Origin of the sequence: uncultured Shewanella sp., assembly GCF_947501225.1 — a bacterium.
In the GTDB taxonomy this organism is placed as follows: Bacteria; Pseudomonadota; Gammaproteobacteria; order Enterobacterales; family Shewanellaceae; genus Shewanella.
Window position 1 is genome coordinate 823,119 of the sequence record NZ_CANMUW010000001.1, and the last position, 18,249, is coordinate 841,367.

Here is an 18,249-nt window from a genome sequence, read left to right on the forward strand (position 1 = left end):
CGAAGTGATTAACAGTAGTTCAGCCCTTTGCGATAGGTTCAAGTGTTGTTGTTCTTAGAGATAAGTTCTATTGTTAATACTCTGTTGTAAAATAAAATATTGCGATGATATCGGGTCGTAACAGAAAACAGAGAACTTTTTTGCTCTTTTAGGCGTGAGTATGCCGCAGATATGCTCTGATGGTATAAAAGACCAAAAGTATCGATATCAGGATGTAGCAGTAGATAGGAGAGTTGATTGCGTATATTAGTGGTTGAGGACAGCAATGTTGTGTCCCGTATTTTACAACACCTTATAGCTCAGGAGTTGGGCTGCGATGTCGATTTCGCAGAAGATCTCGCCAGTGCTAAACAACTGTTAGAACGCAATGAGTATTTCGTCGCCATTACCGATCTCAACTTGCCCGACGCCAAAGAGGGCGAGATCGTTAAGCTCGTGCTCGCAAGGCAGATCCCTTGCATTGTACTCACAGGTAGTTTAGACGCGGAGCAACGTAAACGTTTATTACAACTGGGTATCGTCGATTATATCCTGAAGGAGAACCGTTTCAGCTATGAATATGTGGTGAGGCTGGTCGATAGGCTTCAACGCAATCAAAGTGTAAAAGTATTAGTTGCCGATGACTCAGTCGTTAGTCGAAAATTTGTCAGAAGCCTGCTTGAGCAGCACCTGTATCAGGTCGTCGAGGCTGATGACGGGCACTCGGCTTGGGATATCTTACAAAGTCAGCCGGATATTCAGCTCCTGATCACCGATTACAATATGCCTGGTCTGGATGGGTTCGGGCTTATCCTGAAGGTAAGAGAAAAGTTCAGTCGGGAGGAGCTTGCCATCATTGGTTTGTCCAGTGATGATGACGAGAGTCTGTCTGCCCGTTTCATTAAAAACGGGGCAAACGATTTCCTGCAGAAGCCTTTCGTTCATGAAGAGTTTCACTGCCGGGTGCTCAATACCTTAGACTCACTGGATATGATCCGTAAGCTGTGGGAACAGGCGAATCTCGATTATCTGACCGGAGTATACAACCGTCGCTATTTCTTTGACCTTTATGAAGAGTTGGTTATACAGAAAAAACAGAGGAGAGGGACACTGACCTTAGCCCTGCTCGATATCGATCTGTTTAAGCAGGTTAATGATACCTATGGTCATGATGTAGGGGACGAGGTCCTTATTGAATTTGCAGCACGGTTGACTCGCTCCTTTGCTCAACATTTTACTGTTTCCCGCTTCGGCGGAGAGGAGTTTATTGTTGCATTTAAAGGGCTTAATGAACTTAAGTCTTTTGCTTTGATGGATAAGTTTCGCTCTCAATTGGAAAGCACACCTATCTTAACCAGCAGGGGAGAGCTCTTTGTCACAGTCAGCGGCGGACTAGCCTCATTGAATATCGAGCAGAGTGTCGCCAAGGAGGAGAGTTTAGATTCCTTAATTCAACGCGCCGACAGGGCACTGTATGACGCTAAAGCGGCGGGCCGTAATCAGGTATGTATCGGAGGTGCTCATGGGGAGCACTGATTACTCTCTGTTTGTTAGCCATTATCTGGTCGTGATGCTGAACGAATCACTAATCTTTTCGCGGATCCAGCTATGAAGGATGTCGTTTTGATGTCTTTCATGCCACATGCCGCGAATGGTGAGTGCCGGCAGGGGGAATGGACAGGTCTTTATTTCCAAGCCATAGTTCCGAGCTCCTTGCTGTGCGATAGATTCAGGTAAGAACGCGATTAAATCTGAGTCCGGCAGCAGAGGGAGCTGCAGATTCAGAGCCTCTGTTAAGAAGCCTATCTGACGCTTGGGCAAGTCCATCCTTATTCCATATTGACTAACCGGATCGTCCCGTTCGTCCAGCAGGCTGGATTTGATATGTGGTTGATAAAAAATGGCTTCGGCTGTCCAGTTTTTCAGTACCGGGTTAGCCTTGTCGAGTAAACAGACTAAGCCTTCATCTATGAGGCGCTTCTGCATAAAACGTGGTTTTGCCTTCAGGCCTGCACCGATAATCATCTCCAGCTCGCCATTATCTAGCTTTTCATAGGCAGTGTTATCTAATGTTTTTATATCAAACAGGATATTCGGTGCTTCTGGCTTAATGCTGCTAAATGCTTTTGAAAGATAGGATGCCAGGATGAAGTCGTGGGTCTGAATACGGAAATGGGTGTGGACCTGTGTAAGGTCTAACCTTTTTGGGGCAAGCAAACTGTCGATCTCAGTGAGGATGAATCTTAGCTTATCCGATAGTTCTATGGCCCGTGAAGTAGGCTCTAACCCTTTGGCGTTTCTTGTAAAAAGTGGATCGTCAAATACTCCTCGTAGCTTGGCAAGGGTGTGGCTCATTGCAGACTGGCTGACATTCATCTTTTTTGCGGCGCGCCCGACATGGCGCTCTTCGATTAGCGCACGTAACGATTTAAGCAGGTTTAGATCGACCTTAGATAAATTACTCACGTTCATAATTTGTATTAGTGATAATCATTTTAAATAATAATCTGCGAAGGTTAAGCTCTTTTCAACCCCAAACTGAAATGAATGTTATGAATAGGACAGCCTCTGGAGGACGGTCACAGGCAAGTTAGCTTGAGAGGTGCCGGTTCATACATGGGGAGAATAGAGGAGAAAAATAATGGATATTTTAGTAACAGTGATTATAGGTGTGCTCTCGGCTTTCTTTATCTTCGCTGGTTCAATAAAGCTTTTGGGCTGGCAGACATTTATCTTCGAAAAGCAGCTCGAGTTCTTTCACTCCTATGGTTTAAATCGACAGGTTATGGCGTTAGTTGGAACTGTCGAGTTGATTGGAGCGACGAGTATCTGGTTTCAGAGCAGTGTAATAGGCTTGCTGGGGGCTGTACTATTATCAGCGACATCCCTGGGAGCCATCTTTTTTCACCTGCGATTCGACACATGGAAAGATGGCACTCCGGCAATGGTTACCTTAATACTGTCTGGGCTGGTTATATTTTTAGCTTAATTAAGCAGTTCTCTTTTTATATTTAATATTTCCGAATGTTCAAAGTTTATTGAGTCGAGCTAAGCTAGATATATCTTTTATTTAACGTTCAATTTTAGATTGAATTTGGAGCTGGCAAGAATCGTCATTACCTTTTTATTCATAGAGTATTGAATCTGGATGCTGTTCGGGCTTGCACATAATGAGAGCATTAATATTGTTGTACCGGATTTTTTATTAATTGTACTGGAATCAGTGGAGCTAGATTGTAGGTGTTCTGTTTTTTATGTAAAATCAATGCGAAGGAGTGTCTCGTTAACGATTGTAAACTGCTTGGCACTAATGTAACCACAGCTTTCTCAATAATGAATCTCTATAAATAGCTCTCTTGAATAGAGTTCAGGTTTATGCTCGAATGGTCGTTACTTGCTATAAGTTGTTGTGACTTAAACCCGGTTATTGGCCAAATAATATTTTCAATCTAGTAAACCCTGAGTCAGGTCATATTATTTATGGTCACATATGGTGATAATAGCGAAACACATCTATTACCGGTAAGCCAACGTCGCCATGAAAACCGAAGATCTTGCACTATTTAATAAGGTTATCGAATATCAAAGCTTAAGTGCGGCGTCGAGAGCCCTGAGTATTCCGGTTTCTAAAATCAGTCGTAATATTTCTCAACTGGAGCAAAGCCTTGGCACACGTTTGCTGGATCGCACGACGCGAAGCCTGACATTGACCGAAGCCGGTGTAGACTTTCTGGAGAGAAGTTCCCGTATTCTCGCAGAAGTTGAAGCGTTGCAGTTGAGTGTTGGCCAGTTACAGGTCGAACCCCAAGGTGAAATTATCATTGCCGCGCCTTTGGATTTTATCAACCTGACCTGTAGAAGGGCGCTGGGACAGTTTCATCAACGTTTCCCAGAACTTAAGCTGAAATTTATCTCCTATCAGAGTATGCAAAACCCGATGGACATCCAGGCGGATCTGGTGTTGTATGTCAGCCATGAATCACCGCCCGACAGCTCTATGGTGGGACGTAAGCTGGTAACTCTGAAGCGTTACTTTGTGGCCAGTCCGGACTTCATTGAAAAACACCCTGAATTGACTCATCCAGCTCAGTTGGCGGATTACCCTTGCTTGCTCTCAGCCAAGGGAGGGTTACCCAGTAATCTCTGGCTATGGAGAGATGGTGAGCAGCTTCATAAGTTAGAGGTTGAGGGGCCCTTGGAGGCGGAGATGAATGAGTTGTGTATATCGGCGGCGGTCGATGGGTTAGGTATCGCCTGGGTGCCACCGGTTATGTGCCGTGAATACCTGCAATCCGGAGAGCTGAAACTGCTGTTTGATGGGCGTTTTGCTACTGATATCAGTACCTGGGGGCTCTACTCCTGCCGCCAGTTCCTTCCCCATAGAGTTCGGTTAGCGCTGGACTTCTTCCAGCACGAGTGTGCTCAAATGGAACAAAATCAGCTTTGAAGTTCCGGGATTTATTAATATTGAACTCTTGAAATTGTAAAATGCCTAAGAGGACACCAGCCATTGATGGCTGATGTCATAGAGGGCTCCCTTAGTTAAAATACCTTCGTTAGAAGGTCTCTTTAAAAAGATTTGGTCAGGGTAAAGACTGCCGATGAGCCTTCAGTAGTGTTCTTAGCACCGAATTCATGAACATAGCGTAAGTTAGCCTGCAACAGCCAGGGTAGGTAGAAGAGATTGATTTCAGCACCTACACCATAGGCCTGTTTACGTTCACTCGCCAAACTACCCGGACCGTCCTGACTGTCATCGCTGATCTGCCATGTTGCACAGTAGGTGATACCGGGACGTACCAACCATGTGTGGTTGAACTCCAACTGTTTGCCTAAACCGCCTTCGATGGTAAATTCGGCGCCCGGTCGAACATCTGTATCGTCCTGCTCGGTGTGAACTAATGTGCGGGTCAATGCGCTGATGGTCCAGGATTTCTCTGTATCCAGATAATAGGTTCCGCCGGCGGTCAGCATACCCGTCCAATATCCGTAGCCGGGTGAGGCGGCATCAAGAACGTCGTGATCCCCGGTAGGTGCAATGACAGCCAGAGCCATAACCGCGTCAAAACGCTCCCTCGGCCAGTTAAGTACCAGGGGTTCGATTACCACATCTCCTAAAGCGAATGAGGTATCGGCATCGACGCCTATGGGATTAATCGAAATATCTTTACTCACCATAGGGATAAGCACGTTATAGCCCCAGTTGGCGCCCAGAATAGTTTTCTCTGTCATATGTACAAATCTGTGTACTTGGGCATAGGCGCTTAACTCAAAGTCCAGACCCGTTTCGTCGCCATTATCATTGGTCAGTGTATCGGCGTTATACCAGGTGTTGTACATGCGGTAATGCATACCCGGAGGGGGCAGAGTTGCGGCCGCGACGCCTTCTCCTCCCATAGGGTAATGTGAACCAGATGTGGCCGCTACAACCGTTACGCTATTTAACAACAGGCCGGTTAAACCCGCCATACCTAGCATTATACTCTTTATTTTAGTGCTATTTACTTTATTCATATTATCTCCGTTTATTTATACTTATTTTTTATTTATATGGTGGTTAAACTGTTGAACTATATTTGTTTGTAGTGGTTGTTATTTTTTAGCCTCAGCGCTATAAACAAAGCGTTGAATGTGACAGTATGATTGAAATTAAGAGTGTTATTGCAATTAAGAGTTAAACTTTTTTGTCTTATGTGATTAAGCTTGAGTACTGTTAAGCTATATTTTGATGTTATTCTGGTGGTGTGCCTCTCTAATCCATATGTACATTGTTATTGTTTGCTTTTCTGAACTTGCTGAGCAATGGTTATATTGCTTGGCTATTTGTATGATCGAGGCTGAAGATACTCTTTCATTTTTTAATGGTCAATTTAACACTCTCTAATTTAATTGAGTTGTTTTTTTAATTGAAATTCAAGAAGGGTTTGTTAGTCATTTTTCTTAATAAAAACAGCAGTGCTTATTACTGTTTTACCAATATTTTGTTGTTCCCTATCTCGTTGTTACCTATATGTGTGAAGAGTGTCATGTAAATGAATATTCTATTTTGCAGCTTTTGCAAAGGTTCTTCCCGAATATATCGCTATTTTACAAGGTGTGGCCTGTATAGAATTTATTTCAACATTTATCGTTTTGGTTTCCACCAACCCAAAGATGTAGGAATAAACATGAGCGAACAAGAGAAGCAGGGGGTCGACGAGAGTCGGCGTCAGTTATTAAAAATTGGTGCCGGAACTGTTGCCGGTGTCGGCGTCGTTGCCGGAGCGGGAAGTTGGCTGAAACATAAGATGGAGGGCGTCGAGCTGGAGTCATTTCCCTGTGAGGTGAGCCCTGACTTTAAGCCTATGGATCAGCGTAATGTAAACCAGACCTATTGTATCAGTCCGGCGCTGCAGGCGAAGCACCCGGAACGAAATCTGAATTTCGGTCAGGAATCGGCAGGTCCTATTCAACCGGGCGAGAAGCCCATGAGTATGACTGATGCATTTCACCGTTTCCTGACGGCTCACGAACGCTATGATAATGATAAGCCGGGTTACACTCAGCTCGATTATGCGCTGGAAACCGCTTCCTGGCATACATTGATGAACCTTGCACCGCTGTCGCAGGCCGGAGTACCAAATCAGGGGGTATTGACCTGGGATCAGTCAGACGTTCACGAGCATCAATATCCTTTTAAAGATTCGGTTGAGAAGGTTTGCGCAATTAAGACGGCTGCCAAAAATTTTGGTGCGGTACGGGTCGGTGTGTGTCGCCATGATCCCCGCTGGGATTACAGCCCACTCTATAACCCACTCACAGAGGAGACACTCACATGGGAGGAAGATTTCCCATTCAAACCTAAGAGCGTGATCGTCATGCTGGTGGGCATGGACTATGAGGCTACGGCATGTGCGCCGATGATCCCACAATCTTCCACTGCTGCAATGGGTTACAGCAATATCGGTGTATTAGCTGGCGCTATGGCCAAGTTTATGAAAGAGCTGGGCTTTCAGGCTGTCGGAGCTACCAACGACATGGGGAACTCGGTGGCCTATGCTATCGCAGCAGGTTTAGGAGAGGGGGCACGTAACGGTACCATAGTGGCACCTAACCTGGGCCCGCGTGTGCGTATCTGTAAGGTCTACACTGAGTTAGAGCTCGATGAAGCTGCTTATGATAAGCCTCGTGATTTCGGCATCATGTCTTTCTGTGAAAATTGTAAACGATGCGGTGAGGCCTGTCCTTCTGGTGCTATCTGCATGGATGATAAACCCTCAACAGGCCCGACCTATCCCGGCAGCGAGGACCCACTGTACACCTGGGATGTCAACAAAGGAGTACGTAAATTTTATAGCGACCCTAAAAAGTGTCTGAAGTTCTGGTCAGAAAATGGCGGTGACTGTGGTGTCTGTTTGGCAGCCTGCCCCTGGAACAAGCCGGACTTTTGGCATCACAGATTGATCGATGCCTCCAACACATTCACCGGTGGCACAGTTCACGCCATGATGACTCAAGCCGACATTCTATTTGGCTATGGCAATGTGAACGATGATAAGGCGGTTGAGAAGTATTGGCGTAGTGGCTTCAGCGGTGATTTCACCTAAGGAATACAAGATATGATGGGTTTAATGTGGTACTTGATGGGTATGGGCACAATGGCTGCCCTGTGGGCTTATCTCAGCTTGAGAGGTCGTTATCAACTCGACTGGAAAGCAAACCTGGGGTTATTTACGGCATTTGGGTTTGCCTGGATCTGTATCGGTTGGTCCTGGGGCTCATTTGCCGAGGGAGAACCGCAGTCGGGTGCGATGGGGCTGATCTCATTTGGCTTGCCGGCATTGGTACTGTTAGTCATGAGTTGGCAGAAATTTATCCAACCAAACAGAAAAGTGTGACCCTGTAAGGAACAGGTGGCCAGCAGTATCTATCTGTTGGCTGCCTTACTTGTTGAGAGTTAAAGAGGTTTGTTATGACCAATCATCCACTCATTGCACCTAAACCTATGCCGGTAAATAAAGCAAAGACTTGCAGAAACGGCGCATACCGGGAGGTTTCTGCCATCTGTAGCCCGATTGGAGGCTTATTGCTACTGGTAGTGTTATCCATACTGATAGGAAAGGTGGCACTGGCTTGATATATAGAGTTTTTTTTCACTACGATCTATCTGTCATATTGCAGTGGGTTTAGTTCATCACCGTTCATTGTTAAGGAGAGGGTCATGGCCCGAGGAACATTGGAATATGGATTAACCGAACTACTCAGACAGAGCCGGGAGCATCTGGGGGTAGCAGATATCTGCTACTGCTATGATATCAACAGCCCGGATGACTGGCGCTGCCGAATAAAAGATGGCGGTAGAATGATGAAACTGTTCGAGAAACGCAGGCAGCTATTTGCAAGTTCAGCAAAGGCACTTAATTTATGGCAAAAGAAGAGATTCTATTACTCTAAGATGACCGAAGAGGTCACGCGGGTTTTCTCCCACCCTGTCTATGTATGGCCCAAAAGTAAGATGCCAACAAGGTTACAGCTTTGCATCGAACAATCGGGAGTGGTAAGCCTGGTGACTATCACTGTACCTTGTCGTTTCTCACCTGAATTGTCGGGGCGTTTCATGTTGCTGTTGGAGAGCCAGCAACAACTTGAGGCTCTGCAGGAGCATCTGGAAGATATTGAAAACCACCTGACCGAGCTGCAGATGAAGATTGTCATTAATTACGGTGATAAAATTAATCCCTTAGTCGATTACAACATAGTGACACCGGTTTCCGCCTTGATACTTAATTACCTCGCAGCGGGGGAGGACAGGGAAGAGGTGTCACAGAAGCTTAAGCTCACGATGCGAGGCGTTGACTATCACATCGGACTGCTAAAACAGGTGTTGGGAGCCAGAACGATAGCCCAACTCATCTATCGAGCCGGACAGTGCCGTTTAGTTTGATGAAGCTAGGCCCCAAAAACTGTCTTAACAACCGCTATAACAACCAGGCGTAGCTCAGCTTCATGAAGTAGGTCTGTTCGGTGCGGGTCAATGCATCGATCTCGTCATCACGCTTTAAGCCGTCTGAATAACCTAAGTAAAATACACTCTGAGGATTGAGTTTATATCCATATAACACCTCGTTACCCAATTGCTGCTCCTTCGCATCCGGTGAGCCGTACAGGTAGAGAGATGGATCCCGCTCGATATGGGTATAGATGCTGGATATGCGAATAAAGTTACGGATATTGATGTGCCAGTTCAGGCGAAGATCACTCAGGTTTGCGGTGAAGAGCCTACCATCATCGACATCCAGAGAGCGGTAGATGTGTGACAGACCCAGTGATACCGAATCAGATATCTTCCACTCCATCCCGGGATTAATAAACAGCTCAGTTCCCAACTGATCATTGGCAAAGTCAATGTTATCGCCGTAGCTCAGATCCAGATCCAACTTCAGGGCTCTGCTTGGGATGATTTTGCTGTAAGCCCAGGCCTTAGTCTCATCGAATAACCGTGTGTTACCGTCTATGGCAAGTCGTGAGCTATCGTGTCTCCTGCCGACACGCTCTCTGGTCACGACCCCGAAGGCGGTATAACTCTGCATAGATGCTTCAAATTCGACTTTCGCCTCCAGCTCCTGCTCCAGCAGCTCACCGGCCTGATTATGGCTGATATCCCAATCCCCTCCCAGTTCGATACGGCTGATAGGGGAGTCTTTTGGATACCAGGTGTAGCCGCCACCGGCAACCAGCTTATTAACATCGACCTTACTGATAAAGCCTAAATCCGCCCTGAAGTCATCTCCCGCCGATTCATATTGAGTGAAGGCGTACCAGTTGCGGCGCTCATGCTTGTATTTGAGGTGGTAAAAACTGTCTTGCAGCTCATCTTCTCGCTTGGTACGCAGTACACGCTCATTGACGCCGCAATCTGAGATTTCGCAGTTGCTGTCCGGCTGACAATCACTGCCTGAGCAGAACTCCTTATAGAGCTCATCTGGATACTGGGTCGCAGAGAACACATATTGTGCGGTGAAGGTATCCTGTGGGGTAGGCTGATATTTTATATCGCCGCTGGCCAGATAGTTATGGTATTGGTCACTACGCTTAGCCGTGACAAGGGTGCCGATAGAGAGTTTATCGCTGATATCGGCACGGTATCGACCGGCAAGGTTGATGCTCTCCTCATCCAGGCTGGCGATGTCAGAACTCAGGTTACCCGGAACCAGGAAGTTGGTTTTGGTGTCATTGCTGGCCATTACCGCAAAGGTATGATTATCGACCTTGCTGGTGAGTTTCAGGCCATAGTCCGGAGAGACAATATTTCGGGTATGCAGTAGCCGTAGCTGAGTGTCGAAATAGTCTTTATTATCCAGAAAGAAGGCGCGCTTCTCGGGGTAAAACAGCGCAAAGGTACTGTTAATATCCAGCTGGCCTGCATCGGCCTCGACCTGCGAAAAGTCGGGGTTGATGGTCGCGCTAAGCAGTGTGCTGGGGGTGATCCCCCAGCGAATATCAAGGCCGGGTTCGACCGAGTTGTCATTGCCCCAATCGGCTCCGGGCTCAGTGTCTCGCTGACGGTTTTGGTTGAATACTAAAGAGGGAGTTAACTGCAGGTCCTGGCTGGGCTTTAGCCTTTCAAGTCCGGTCGCTGTACCCAACTGACAAAGCTGGCAGCTGTTGTTTCTGTCTATCTGGTGGGTCGATAACCGGCGAACCTGGTCTCTGGGATAAAAGCGGATAAACTCGACGCCCCAGGTCTGTTCCGCCAGCCGGCTGTCGAAGTTAAACAGCCTCAGCGGTAACTCCATCTCGACCAGATACCCCTGATGTGTCTTGCGGGCACTGGTGTACCAGATCCCGTCCCAGGCGTCACTCTCATCGCCGGTCAGTTCATTTTCGATGGAGTCGGTCTGTACACCGTAGGGGTTAACGAAGAATTGATAAGCCAGCCTGGAGTCGTTGAAGGTATCGAGCTTGATCCCCACCAGATCGTCCCCCCAGGTGTCGTCCCTGTCGTTGAGATTTGCACGGATAATGTCGTTATCGATGCTGGAATCGGGATCTTTGGCAACAAACGAGATAAACAGGCTCTCTGTGGTGGAGAATATCTTAGCCGTAGTGGCTACCGGGGCAGCAATATTCTCTCCCGGACTGGTCTCATATTTTAACTCGGCGATGGCGGCATTTTGCCACTGCACCTCATCGAGATGACCATCGATAGTCGCACCATCTTCGAGAGTCGGGATACTGACGCTAAACTGATGGCTACTGCCGGCATGAGCGGGAAAAGAGGAGCAAGCGCCGATAGCACCGGCAAGTACCAGGCTCGGTAGTTGTGTGGGGAAGGTAGGCTTGAATTTCATTATACTGCTGAATTCTTGTTGTTATTTTTGTGTGTAAATTGTGACAGAAAGGTAGTGCCGGTGGCGAGCCTAATTTGTTACAAATGTTATCTGGCTTTGAATTACGGCTAATGAGTGTCACAGTCTGGTTTTTGATTGGAAAAGGAAAGAGCAGTCCTGCAGAGCTTATTGTGAGTCGTGAAAGCTTGTCGGGAGCATATGCTCTGATTAATATCATCTATTTTTTGTGCCTTTGGATCCAGGCTTCACTTCCTTTCAGCAAGGCCTCAATTAGTATGCGAACGGCGTTAGGTTGGTATTTTCTCTCTTTGTATACCAGAAACGATTGACGTTCGCTGCAATGGTAATCGGGGAGTAACTGAACTAAGTTTGATGCTTCTTTAGCATGTTTAAGAGGCAATGAAGCAACACCTAAACTACGGCTTACTGCATCTACTGCTGCTCGTATATCATTTACGATAAGTCTGGGTTTTACATAATGCTCTTCACACAGCTTTCCATTATGGAAAATAGCGAGTTTATTTTTTTTATCTATAGCGACCCATTCGAGCGCCATCAAGTCCGACGGAGATGAGATCCCTCCACAACTCTTAGCGTACTCTTGACTGACAAAGAAGCCATGCCTTGAGGTGAATATCGGTCTGGCGATCATCTCATCCATACCTTCTGTATCGAAGGTAATAAGTAGATCGCGATCTGTTTCCGGCTTTGCTCGGTCGTTGTTCAATTTCAGATCAAGTTGAACTCTGGGATATGCTTTTAGGTATTGATCAATAGTCGTTGCAACAAAGGAGTGATAAAAGCCATGTGGAATGGATAACTTGACGCGACCAAAGACCTGGCTGGTTTGTTCAGTTAGACTCTCGAAACCAGATTCAATCACCTCAATGCCACTATTTAGATTTTCGAAGGCTAGTTTACCTATCTCTGTAGGCATTAACTCCCGACCATCCTTTTCCAGCAATCTTAAGTCGAGTCGAGTTTCCAATGCTGTAAGGCGTCTGGAAACAGTGGATTTAGGCAACCCCAGTATCTCTGCGGCTTGCTGAAGAGAGCCTTGTTCCACCACTTTACAGAATAAATATAGATCGTCGATGTTTCCATATATGGAACTCATGGTTTACTTGTTCCTTGTTGTTTCCATTTCTGAATATATTTACACTTTTCCTATCTTGCTTCAATCGTTGGTACGCGGTATGAGAAATAAAGAGTTTTGGCTAACTAGTGTTCTGTCGTCTTTAACGATGGCAAGCATGATGTCGGGATTGATATCCGGATATAAGATGGGGTTTAGCAGTGAATGGCTGCCAGTTTGGGCACAGAGCTTTCTGATTGCATGGCCGTTTGCGCTGTTTCTTAATCTAACTGTGCTTCCACAGCTCCGAACTTTTACGGCCTGGTTATGTCGGTCGTGAGAGAAAGCATAGCTAAGGGCTGAGACCCGTGAAAGATGTAGAGTTCACAGGTCATCGAAGTCGAATAAGTTCCTATACCGACACTATTGCGGCGCTATCTCCGGGTGCCGGTATGCTTCGCGATACTTATCTACCCACATGGCCGTCGCGCCGCAAATCGCGACCGGCATGACGATAAAGTTAACGATGGGGATCATCGAGAACAGGGTGACCGAGGCGCCGAAGGTGAAGCTGGTTCCTTTGGTCTGATTGAGGGCAAACTTCATGTCCGGGAAGGGGACCTTGTGGTTATCGAAGGGGTAATCGCAATACTGAATGGCCATCATCCAGGCGCTGAACAGGAACCAGATCACCGGCGCAGCGGTTTGACCTAGCAGAGGAACCCAGAACAGGACCAGGCAGATGATGGCTCTGGGCAGATAGTATTTTAGTTTCATCCACTCTCGTCCGAATATCCTTGGCAGGTCCTTTATTAAATCGACCGTATTGCCCGTATTAAGATCTTTACCTGTCAGATGCTGCTCTACCTTCTCGGCGAGCAGGCCGTTGAAGGGGGCGGCGATCCAGTTCATCACCGAGCTGAAGATAAACGAGAGCACGACCAGCAAAGTGATGACGGCGAGTGGCCAGAGAATGAAGTTAAGCCAGCTCAGATAGTCCGGGAGCTGGGCCGAGATCCATGCGAAGGCATTTTCCAGCTGGCCTATGGCAAAATAGATGACGCCGGAGAAAAGTAGCAGGTTGACCATCAAGGGGATAAACACAAAACTTCTCAGCCCTTTGCGTTTTATCAGGCTAAATCCGAAGAGAAAGTAATCCATCCCACTCTTACGGGATGTTTTAGCTGTTTGATTCATAAGTAGACACATCTATGTTGAGCACGAGAAAAAACTATCTGAATTGTGTTCCAGTCAGTTTCCGATGACAAGAGATATATAGAAGATTGACTAATAAAAACGTTACAAAATACTGCCTGCTTTGATAAAGTAACCTCAGAAAATCAACTCTAAATAAGCTCTGTTCGGCAAATTGCTTTTGCTGAAAACGACCTAACTGGCACCATGAGACTCAAACAGATAAAACTTGCTGGATTTAAGTCGTTTGTCGATTCAACTAAGATCCCCTTTCTCAACCCGCTAAGCGCGATCATTGGTCCTAATGGTTGTGGCAAATCTAATGTAATCGATGCTGTGCGCTGGGTATTGGGCGAAAGTTCGGCCAAGCACCTGCGTGGTGACTCCATGGCCGATGTTATCTTTAATGGCTCCAGTGCCCGAAGAGCCGTATCGGTGGCCGGTGTGGAACTCTTTTTCGAGAACCAGGATGGCCGCCTTACGGGACAATATGCCAGCTATCAGGAGATCTCGGTAAAACGACAGGTAACACGAGATGGCGACTCCTCCTATTTTCTTAATGGACAGAAATGTAGACGCAAAGATATTACCGATCTCTTCATGGGGACCGGGTTAGGGCCCCGAAGCTATGCGATTATCGAGCAGGGGACCATTTCACGCCTTATCGAGTCTAAACCTCAGGAACTCAGAGTCTTTATCGAGGAGGCGGCCGGGATATCCCGTTATAAGGAGCGGCGACGCGAAACAGAAAACCGGATCCGTCACACCAGAGAGAACCTTGAGAGGCTTGGTGATATTCGCACTGAGCTTGGTCGTCAGTTGGAGAAGCTGGCCGAGCAGGCGAGCACGGCTAAACAATATCGTGAATTGAAACAGTCTGAACGAACCCTGGACTCAGAGTTATCTGTGAGCCGTTACATCGAGCTGACCGGGCAAACCGATAAATTGAGCCTTGAGGTTAACAAGCTTGAAGTCGATAAGGCCGAACTCGATGCCGAAAAAGAGAAAACTGAACTGGCCTTGACTCAACTGAGCGTGCAGTTAGTTGAACTCGAACGTGAGGAGCAAAAACGGGTAGAAGATTTTTATCAATGCGGAAATAAGATCGGCAAACTCGAGCAGGCTCTCAAACACAGGCAGCAGCAGGATGCGCATATCGATCAACGTATCGCGGATATATTGATTAAGCTCGATAACCACAATGCCCAGTTGAGTGCAGACGAAGCATTAAAGAGCACCTTAAGTGTAGAGCTGACCAATCATACGCCTCTTATTGACGGTCTCAATATCTCTTCAAATGAGATTAACCTTCAACTCGATGGGCTCGAAGGGGAGCGAGAGCGGCTGTCCACATCTTTAAACCAGCATAAAGAGCAGGTCTCTGCATATCGGTTGGAGCATGAGGTGTCACGCTCGAAGTTGAATCATCTTGAGGTGATGGTCGAGCAGAAAAAACAGCAGATAGAAGATAACAAAAGACAAAGTACAGAAGTTGAGGCTGAGCAATCTAGCCAGAATCACCTGGAGCAGGAATCACAGCTTGCACAGCTGGTGGCAGAGGCGGATCTTCAGCAGGAGATCAATGAGGAGTCTGAGTCCAATCTTGGCGCCGCGACTCAGGAGCAGCTTAACATCAGAACCAAGCAGGAAGCCTTGAGTCAGTCTCTGGCGGAGGAGAGGGGGCGGTTAGCCCTGGTCTCCAAGTTACTTCCTGACGAGAGTGAGCTCGAGGGAGATAAAGCCCTCTGGCAACTGCTGGAGGTTGAACCGGGGTGGGAGAAGGCGGTAGAGCTACTGTTCGATGGGCTGCTAAAGACGCCGGTTGGTGATGCTGAGGAGCTTGATATGACAGATGAGGGCTTCGGTCCCTGGCCACAGCAGACCTGGTCCGTTGTTAGTTGCCGTGCCAACCTTTCCCCCTGGCTTGGTAATGTGAAGTGGGCGCAGAGTGTCGATGCCGCTAAGGAGTTGCTTGACGGTTTATCCGACAATGAGCGTATCGCGACCGCCGACGGTTATCTGCTTGGCAAAGGGTTCGTTATTAAGAAAGGCACAGACTCTGGCTCTTTGGTGCAGTTAAAACATGAGCAGGACGCACTCGAGTTAAGCATTGCCGATTCTGAGTCTCTGTTAGCCGAACTATTGGCTGTTAATCACCAACTGCATGGCAAGATTGAGCCTATGAAGTCTTCGCTGCAAGCGGGTAACGAGCGACTGCAGCAGTTAAGACTCTCTATTGCGGGACTCAGTTCTCAGATAGATGCCGCCAAGCACAGGGCTCAGGAGTGTGAGGTCAAAGGTCAGCGATTAAAGCTGGAGGGGCGACAATATACTCTGGAGCTCGATGAGCTTTTGGCTACTCAGGCGGGCCTTACACAAACGCTTGCTGCTGGCTTGGTTCAACTGCAGGCTGCAGAAACTGAACAAAACCGACTCGTAGAGCAGCTTCAACTGAAAAACACGAAGATCAAGGCGTTAAAAGAGCAGGGCGTTTCACAACAACAAAAGCTTAGCGAGTCTCATTCAGTGATGCAGTCGCTCAAGACTAAGATCGCCCTCAATGCTCAATCGATCACTCAGCAACAGACCCGTATCGAAGAGCTGACTTCAGCTAAACTGGCTCTGGAGCAACAGTCAGCATTGCAAGACGCTGACAACGAAGAGGGTAAGCTTAGTGCACTTAATGAACAGCTTACTGATGCATTAAATCTACAGGAGCTGAAGCAGAACGAGCTGTCGGCTCTCCGCCAGAAGCAAGCCAGGCTACAAGAAGCGAGTGATAGCGCAGGATTAACGAAAAAACAACAGCTTGGAAAGCTAGAACACTTGACTCAATCTATCAGCACGTTAAAGTTACGACGCGAGGGTTTGAAAGGTCAGGCAGACAGCCAGTTGATGCAGCTTAATGAACAAGAGATTAAGCTCGAAGAGGTGAAGCTGACGTTAGATATGAGCAAGAGTTCGCAGGCTCGGCAAAGAGAGTTGGAACGGGTACGAGCCCGTATTGCTCATCTGGGAGCGATTAACCTCGCCGCCATCGAGGAGTATGAGCAGCAGAGAGAGCGAAAGTCATATCTCGATAGCCAGGATGCGGATCTTACATCGGCGCTGACCAGCCTCGAAGAGGCGATTCGTAAGATAGATAGAGAGACGAAGAGTCGCTTTAAAGAGACCTTTGATAAAGTGAACCAAGATTTAGGTGTGTTGTTCCCGAAAGTATTTGGCGGAGGCAGTGCACACCTGGCTTTGACCCATGATGATCTGCTTGAAACAGGGGTCACAATCATGGCCAGGCCACCGGGTAAAAAGAATAGCACTATTCATCTTCTTTCCGGTGGAGAAAAAGCGCTAACCGCTTTATCATTGGTGTTTGCGATTTTTAGATTGAATCCTGCACCTTTTTGTATGTTGGATGAGGTCGATGCGCCTTTAGATGATGCCAACGTCGACAGATTCTGCCGACTGGTTAAAGAGATGTCTCAAAGTGTGCAATTTGTATATATCAGTCATAACAAGATCACCATGGAGTTGGCTGACCAACTGATAGGAGTCACTATGCATGAACCGGGTGTGTCACGCATAGTTGCTGTAGATATTGATGAAGCGGTGGCGTTAGCCGACGCCGTATAAACATAGGAAAGACAGGGTAACCAATGGAAAATTTGCAACTGGTATTGTTTGTGTTAGGTGCGATTGCAATTATCGCGGTACTTGTGCATGGTTTTTGGTCCATTAGAAAGCAACAACCTAAATCATTGAAAGAGAGCCCCATGACGGGATTCTACAAAGATCAGGCTACGGCCCGAGATGCCCAGGGGTTCGATGCCGATGGTATTGGTGAGGTACGGGTAAGAAAAGAGAGTCCCGCTCCTGTTGAAAAAAGCGGGCGTGAAACACCAGTTGTGCCTAAGGAGCCGACATTCTCAACATCAGGCAGTGCGACTAGCCATACCGATGGAGCTATGGCTGAATCTGTAGAGGAGTTTTCTCTCTCTGATGAGCCTAAACAGAGAGCCGCCCGTCAGAGACAGGAACCAGTGATCTCGGCGCAACAAGTTGAAGACAACCAGATGGAGCTGGGGCTTGGACAGCAGGTTGCGCCCAGCCAAAGTTCGTTGTTTGACGCCCCAGAAGCCGAGCTGACACCCGAGCCTTCGGTTGAAGCGCCCGAACCTACCCCTGAACCTGAAGTGGCAGAGCCTGAAACTTTACCCGAGCCGCAGGATGTGTTGGTATTGCACGTGGTCGCAGCTGAGGGAGAGGTACTCAACGGTGCCGAGCTGTTACCTTGCCTGCTGTCCCTCAACTTTAAGTTTGGTGATATGAGTATCTTCCATCGTCACGAAGATAATGCAGGAACAGGTAAAACCCTGTTTTCACTCGCTAATATGGTAAAACCTGGTGTGTTTAACCTCGATGATATGGAGCAGTTCACTACCGAGGGGGTTGTATTATTTATGACTCTGCCTTGCCATGGCGATCCCTTGATGAATTTCTCGATTATGCTGAACTCAGCCCATCAACTTGCCGATGATTTGGGGGGACAGCTTCTCGATGGTGGCCGTGTTGCCTGGTGTGAAAATACTAAGCAAAACTACCTACAGCGGATTCGTTCGCAAAACGCTTAGGCAATATGTTTTCTTAGGCAATGAAATTAAAGAGTTATTTATA

The 18,249-nt window shown here is 47.3% G+C and carries 15 protein-coding genes; 10 read left to right on the plus strand and 5 right to left on the minus strand.

The features are described 5' to 3' along the window. Positions 1-237: 237 nt before the first annotated feature. Complete coding sequence (locus Q1B47_RS03375; protein ID WP_299788610.1) at positions 238-1,515, plus strand: response regulator; 1,278 nt, start codon at positions 238-240, stop codon at positions 1,513-1,515. 21 nt (positions 1,516-1,536) lie between these two features. Here the strand turns inward: Q1B47_RS03375 and Q1B47_RS03380 are convergent, their stop codons facing one another. Then, positions 1,537-2,451 (minus strand): LysR family transcriptional regulator, encoded by a 915-nt coding sequence (locus Q1B47_RS03380; RefSeq protein WP_299788613.1) that lies wholly within the window; start codon positions 2,449-2,451, stop codon positions 1,537-1,539. 169 nt (positions 2,452-2,620) lie between these two features. On the opposite strand from Q1B47_RS03380, the gene Q1B47_RS03385 reads away from it, so the two are divergent. After that, positions 2,621-2,968 carry a DoxX family protein gene (locus Q1B47_RS03385; RefSeq protein ID WP_299788616.1) on the plus strand — a complete coding sequence of 116 codons (348 nt, stop codon included), beginning with the start codon at positions 2,621-2,623 and terminating at the stop codon, positions 2,966-2,968. Between the two features lie 549 nt (positions 2,969-3,517). After that, complete coding sequence (locus Q1B47_RS03390) at positions 3,518-4,426, plus strand: LysR substrate-binding domain-containing protein (RefSeq protein WP_299788619.1); 909 nt, start codon at positions 3,518-3,520, stop codon at positions 4,424-4,426. A gap of 122 nt (positions 4,427-4,548) precedes the next feature. Here Q1B47_RS03390 and Q1B47_RS03395 read toward each other — a convergent pair whose 3' ends face one another. Beyond that, a complete protein-coding gene (locus tag Q1B47_RS03395; protein ID WP_299788622.1) occupies positions 4,549-5,493 on the minus strand; it encodes a transporter in 945 nt (314 codons plus the stop codon). Positions 5,494-6,146: 653 nt separating this feature from the next. Between Q1B47_RS03395 and Q1B47_RS03400 the strand changes: the two genes are divergently transcribed. The 4 genes from Q1B47_RS03400 to Q1B47_RS03415 all read left to right on the plus strand — a co-directional run bounded on the left by Q1B47_RS03400 (position 6,147) and on the right by Q1B47_RS03415 (position 8,902). After that, positions 6,147-7,565, plus strand: coding sequence for a reductive dehalogenase (locus tag Q1B47_RS03400; protein ID WP_299788625.1), 1,419 nt, complete (start codon positions 6,147-6,149; stop codon positions 7,563-7,565). A gap of 12 nt (positions 7,566-7,577) precedes the next feature. After that, a complete protein-coding gene (locus tag Q1B47_RS03405; protein WP_299788628.1) occupies positions 7,578-7,856 on the plus strand; it encodes a tetrachloroethene dehalogenase in 279 nt (92 codons plus the stop codon). 74 nt (positions 7,857-7,930) lie between these two features. Continuing rightward, a complete protein-coding gene (locus Q1B47_RS03410; protein ID WP_299788631.1) occupies positions 7,931-8,095 on the plus strand; it encodes a hypothetical protein in 165 nt (54 codons plus the stop codon). A gap of 84 nt (positions 8,096-8,179) precedes the next feature. Continuing rightward, complete coding sequence (locus Q1B47_RS03415) at positions 8,180-8,902, plus strand: hypothetical protein (protein ID WP_299788634.1); 723 nt, start codon at positions 8,180-8,182, stop codon at positions 8,900-8,902. A 34-nt stretch (positions 8,903-8,936) separates the two neighbouring features. On the opposite strand, the gene Q1B47_RS03420 is transcribed toward Q1B47_RS03415, so the two are convergent. Together Q1B47_RS03420 and Q1B47_RS03425 are read right to left on the minus strand one after the other, a co-directional pair. Continuing rightward, a complete protein-coding gene (locus tag Q1B47_RS03420) occupies positions 8,937-11,309 on the minus strand; it encodes a DUF5916 domain-containing protein (RefSeq protein ID WP_299788637.1) in 2,373 nt (790 codons plus the stop codon). Positions 11,310-11,526: 217 nt separating this feature from the next. After that, entirely contained in the window at positions 11,527-12,426 is a 900-nt protein-coding gene (locus tag Q1B47_RS03425; protein WP_299788640.1) for a LysR family transcriptional regulator, read from the minus strand. Between the two features lie 79 nt (positions 12,427-12,505). Between Q1B47_RS03425 and Q1B47_RS21995 the strand changes: the two genes are divergently transcribed. Next, positions 12,506-12,724, plus strand: coding sequence for a DUF2798 domain-containing protein (locus tag Q1B47_RS21995; protein ID WP_366873050.1), 219 nt, complete (start codon positions 12,506-12,508; stop codon positions 12,722-12,724). 83 nt (positions 12,725-12,807) lie between these two features. Here the strand turns inward: Q1B47_RS21995 and cysZ are convergent, their stop codons facing one another. Then, positions 12,808-13,581: a sulfate transporter CysZ gene (cysZ, locus tag Q1B47_RS03430; RefSeq protein ID WP_299788643.1), complete on the minus strand. Its 774-nt coding sequence runs from the start codon at positions 13,579-13,581 to the stop codon at positions 12,808-12,810. Positions 13,582-13,785: 204 nt separating this feature from the next. On the opposite strand from cysZ, the gene Q1B47_RS03435 reads away from it, so the two are divergent. Then, positions 13,786-17,208, plus strand: coding sequence for a chromosome segregation protein SMC (locus Q1B47_RS03435; protein WP_299788646.1), 3,423 nt, complete (start codon positions 13,786-13,788; stop codon positions 17,206-17,208). 23 nt (positions 17,209-17,231) lie between these two features. Next, a complete protein-coding gene (gene zipA, locus Q1B47_RS03440; protein ID WP_299788649.1) occupies positions 17,232-18,206 on the plus strand; it encodes a cell division protein ZipA in 975 nt (324 codons plus the stop codon). Positions 18,207-18,249: the final 43 nt, after the last annotated feature.

What these genes read in the sequence shown, in the direction of transcription:
- Q1B47_RS03420 (WP_299788637.1), bottom strand. Translation starts at nt 11,309, where the DNA reads ATGAAATTCAAGCCTACCTTCCCCACACAACTACCGAGCCTGGTACTT.
- Q1B47_RS03405 (WP_299788628.1), top strand. Translation starts at nt 7,578, where the DNA reads ATGATGGGTTTAATGTGGTACTTGATGGGTATGGGCACAATGGCTGCC.
- Q1B47_RS03425 (WP_299788640.1), bottom strand. Translation starts at nt 12,426, where the DNA reads ATGAGTTCCATATATGGAAACATCGACGATCTATATTTATTCTGTAAA.
- cysZ (WP_299788643.1), bottom strand. Translation starts at nt 13,581, where the DNA reads ATGAATCAAACAGCTAAAACATCCCGTAAGAGTGGGATGGATTACTTT.
- Q1B47_RS03410 (WP_299788631.1), top strand. Translation starts at nt 7,931, where the DNA reads ATGACCAATCATCCACTCATTGCACCTAAACCTATGCCGGTAAATAAA.
- Q1B47_RS21995 (WP_366873050.1), top strand. Translation starts at nt 12,506, where the DNA reads ATGAGAAATAAAGAGTTTTGGCTAACTAGTGTTCTGTCGTCTTTAACG.
- zipA (WP_299788649.1), top strand. Translation starts at nt 17,232, where the DNA reads ATGGAAAATTTGCAACTGGTATTGTTTGTGTTAGGTGCGATTGCAATT.
- Q1B47_RS03415 (WP_299788634.1), top strand. Translation starts at nt 8,180, where the DNA reads ATGGCCCGAGGAACATTGGAATATGGATTAACCGAACTACTCAGACAG.
- Q1B47_RS03435 (WP_299788646.1), top strand. Translation starts at nt 13,786, where the DNA reads ATGAGACTCAAACAGATAAAACTTGCTGGATTTAAGTCGTTTGTCGAT.
- Q1B47_RS03385 (WP_299788616.1), top strand. Translation starts at nt 2,621, where the DNA reads ATGGATATTTTAGTAACAGTGATTATAGGTGTGCTCTCGGCTTTCTTT.
- Q1B47_RS03390 (WP_299788619.1), top strand. Translation starts at nt 3,518, where the DNA reads ATGAAAACCGAAGATCTTGCACTATTTAATAAGGTTATCGAATATCAA.
- Q1B47_RS03400 (WP_299788625.1), top strand. Translation starts at nt 6,147, where the DNA reads ATGAGCGAACAAGAGAAGCAGGGGGTCGACGAGAGTCGGCGTCAGTTA.
- Q1B47_RS03380 (WP_299788613.1), bottom strand. Translation starts at nt 2,451, where the DNA reads ATGAACGTGAGTAATTTATCTAAGGTCGATCTAAACCTGCTTAAATCG.
- Q1B47_RS03395 (WP_299788622.1), bottom strand. Translation starts at nt 5,493, where the DNA reads ATGAATAAAGTAAATAGCACTAAAATAAAGAGTATAATGCTAGGTATG.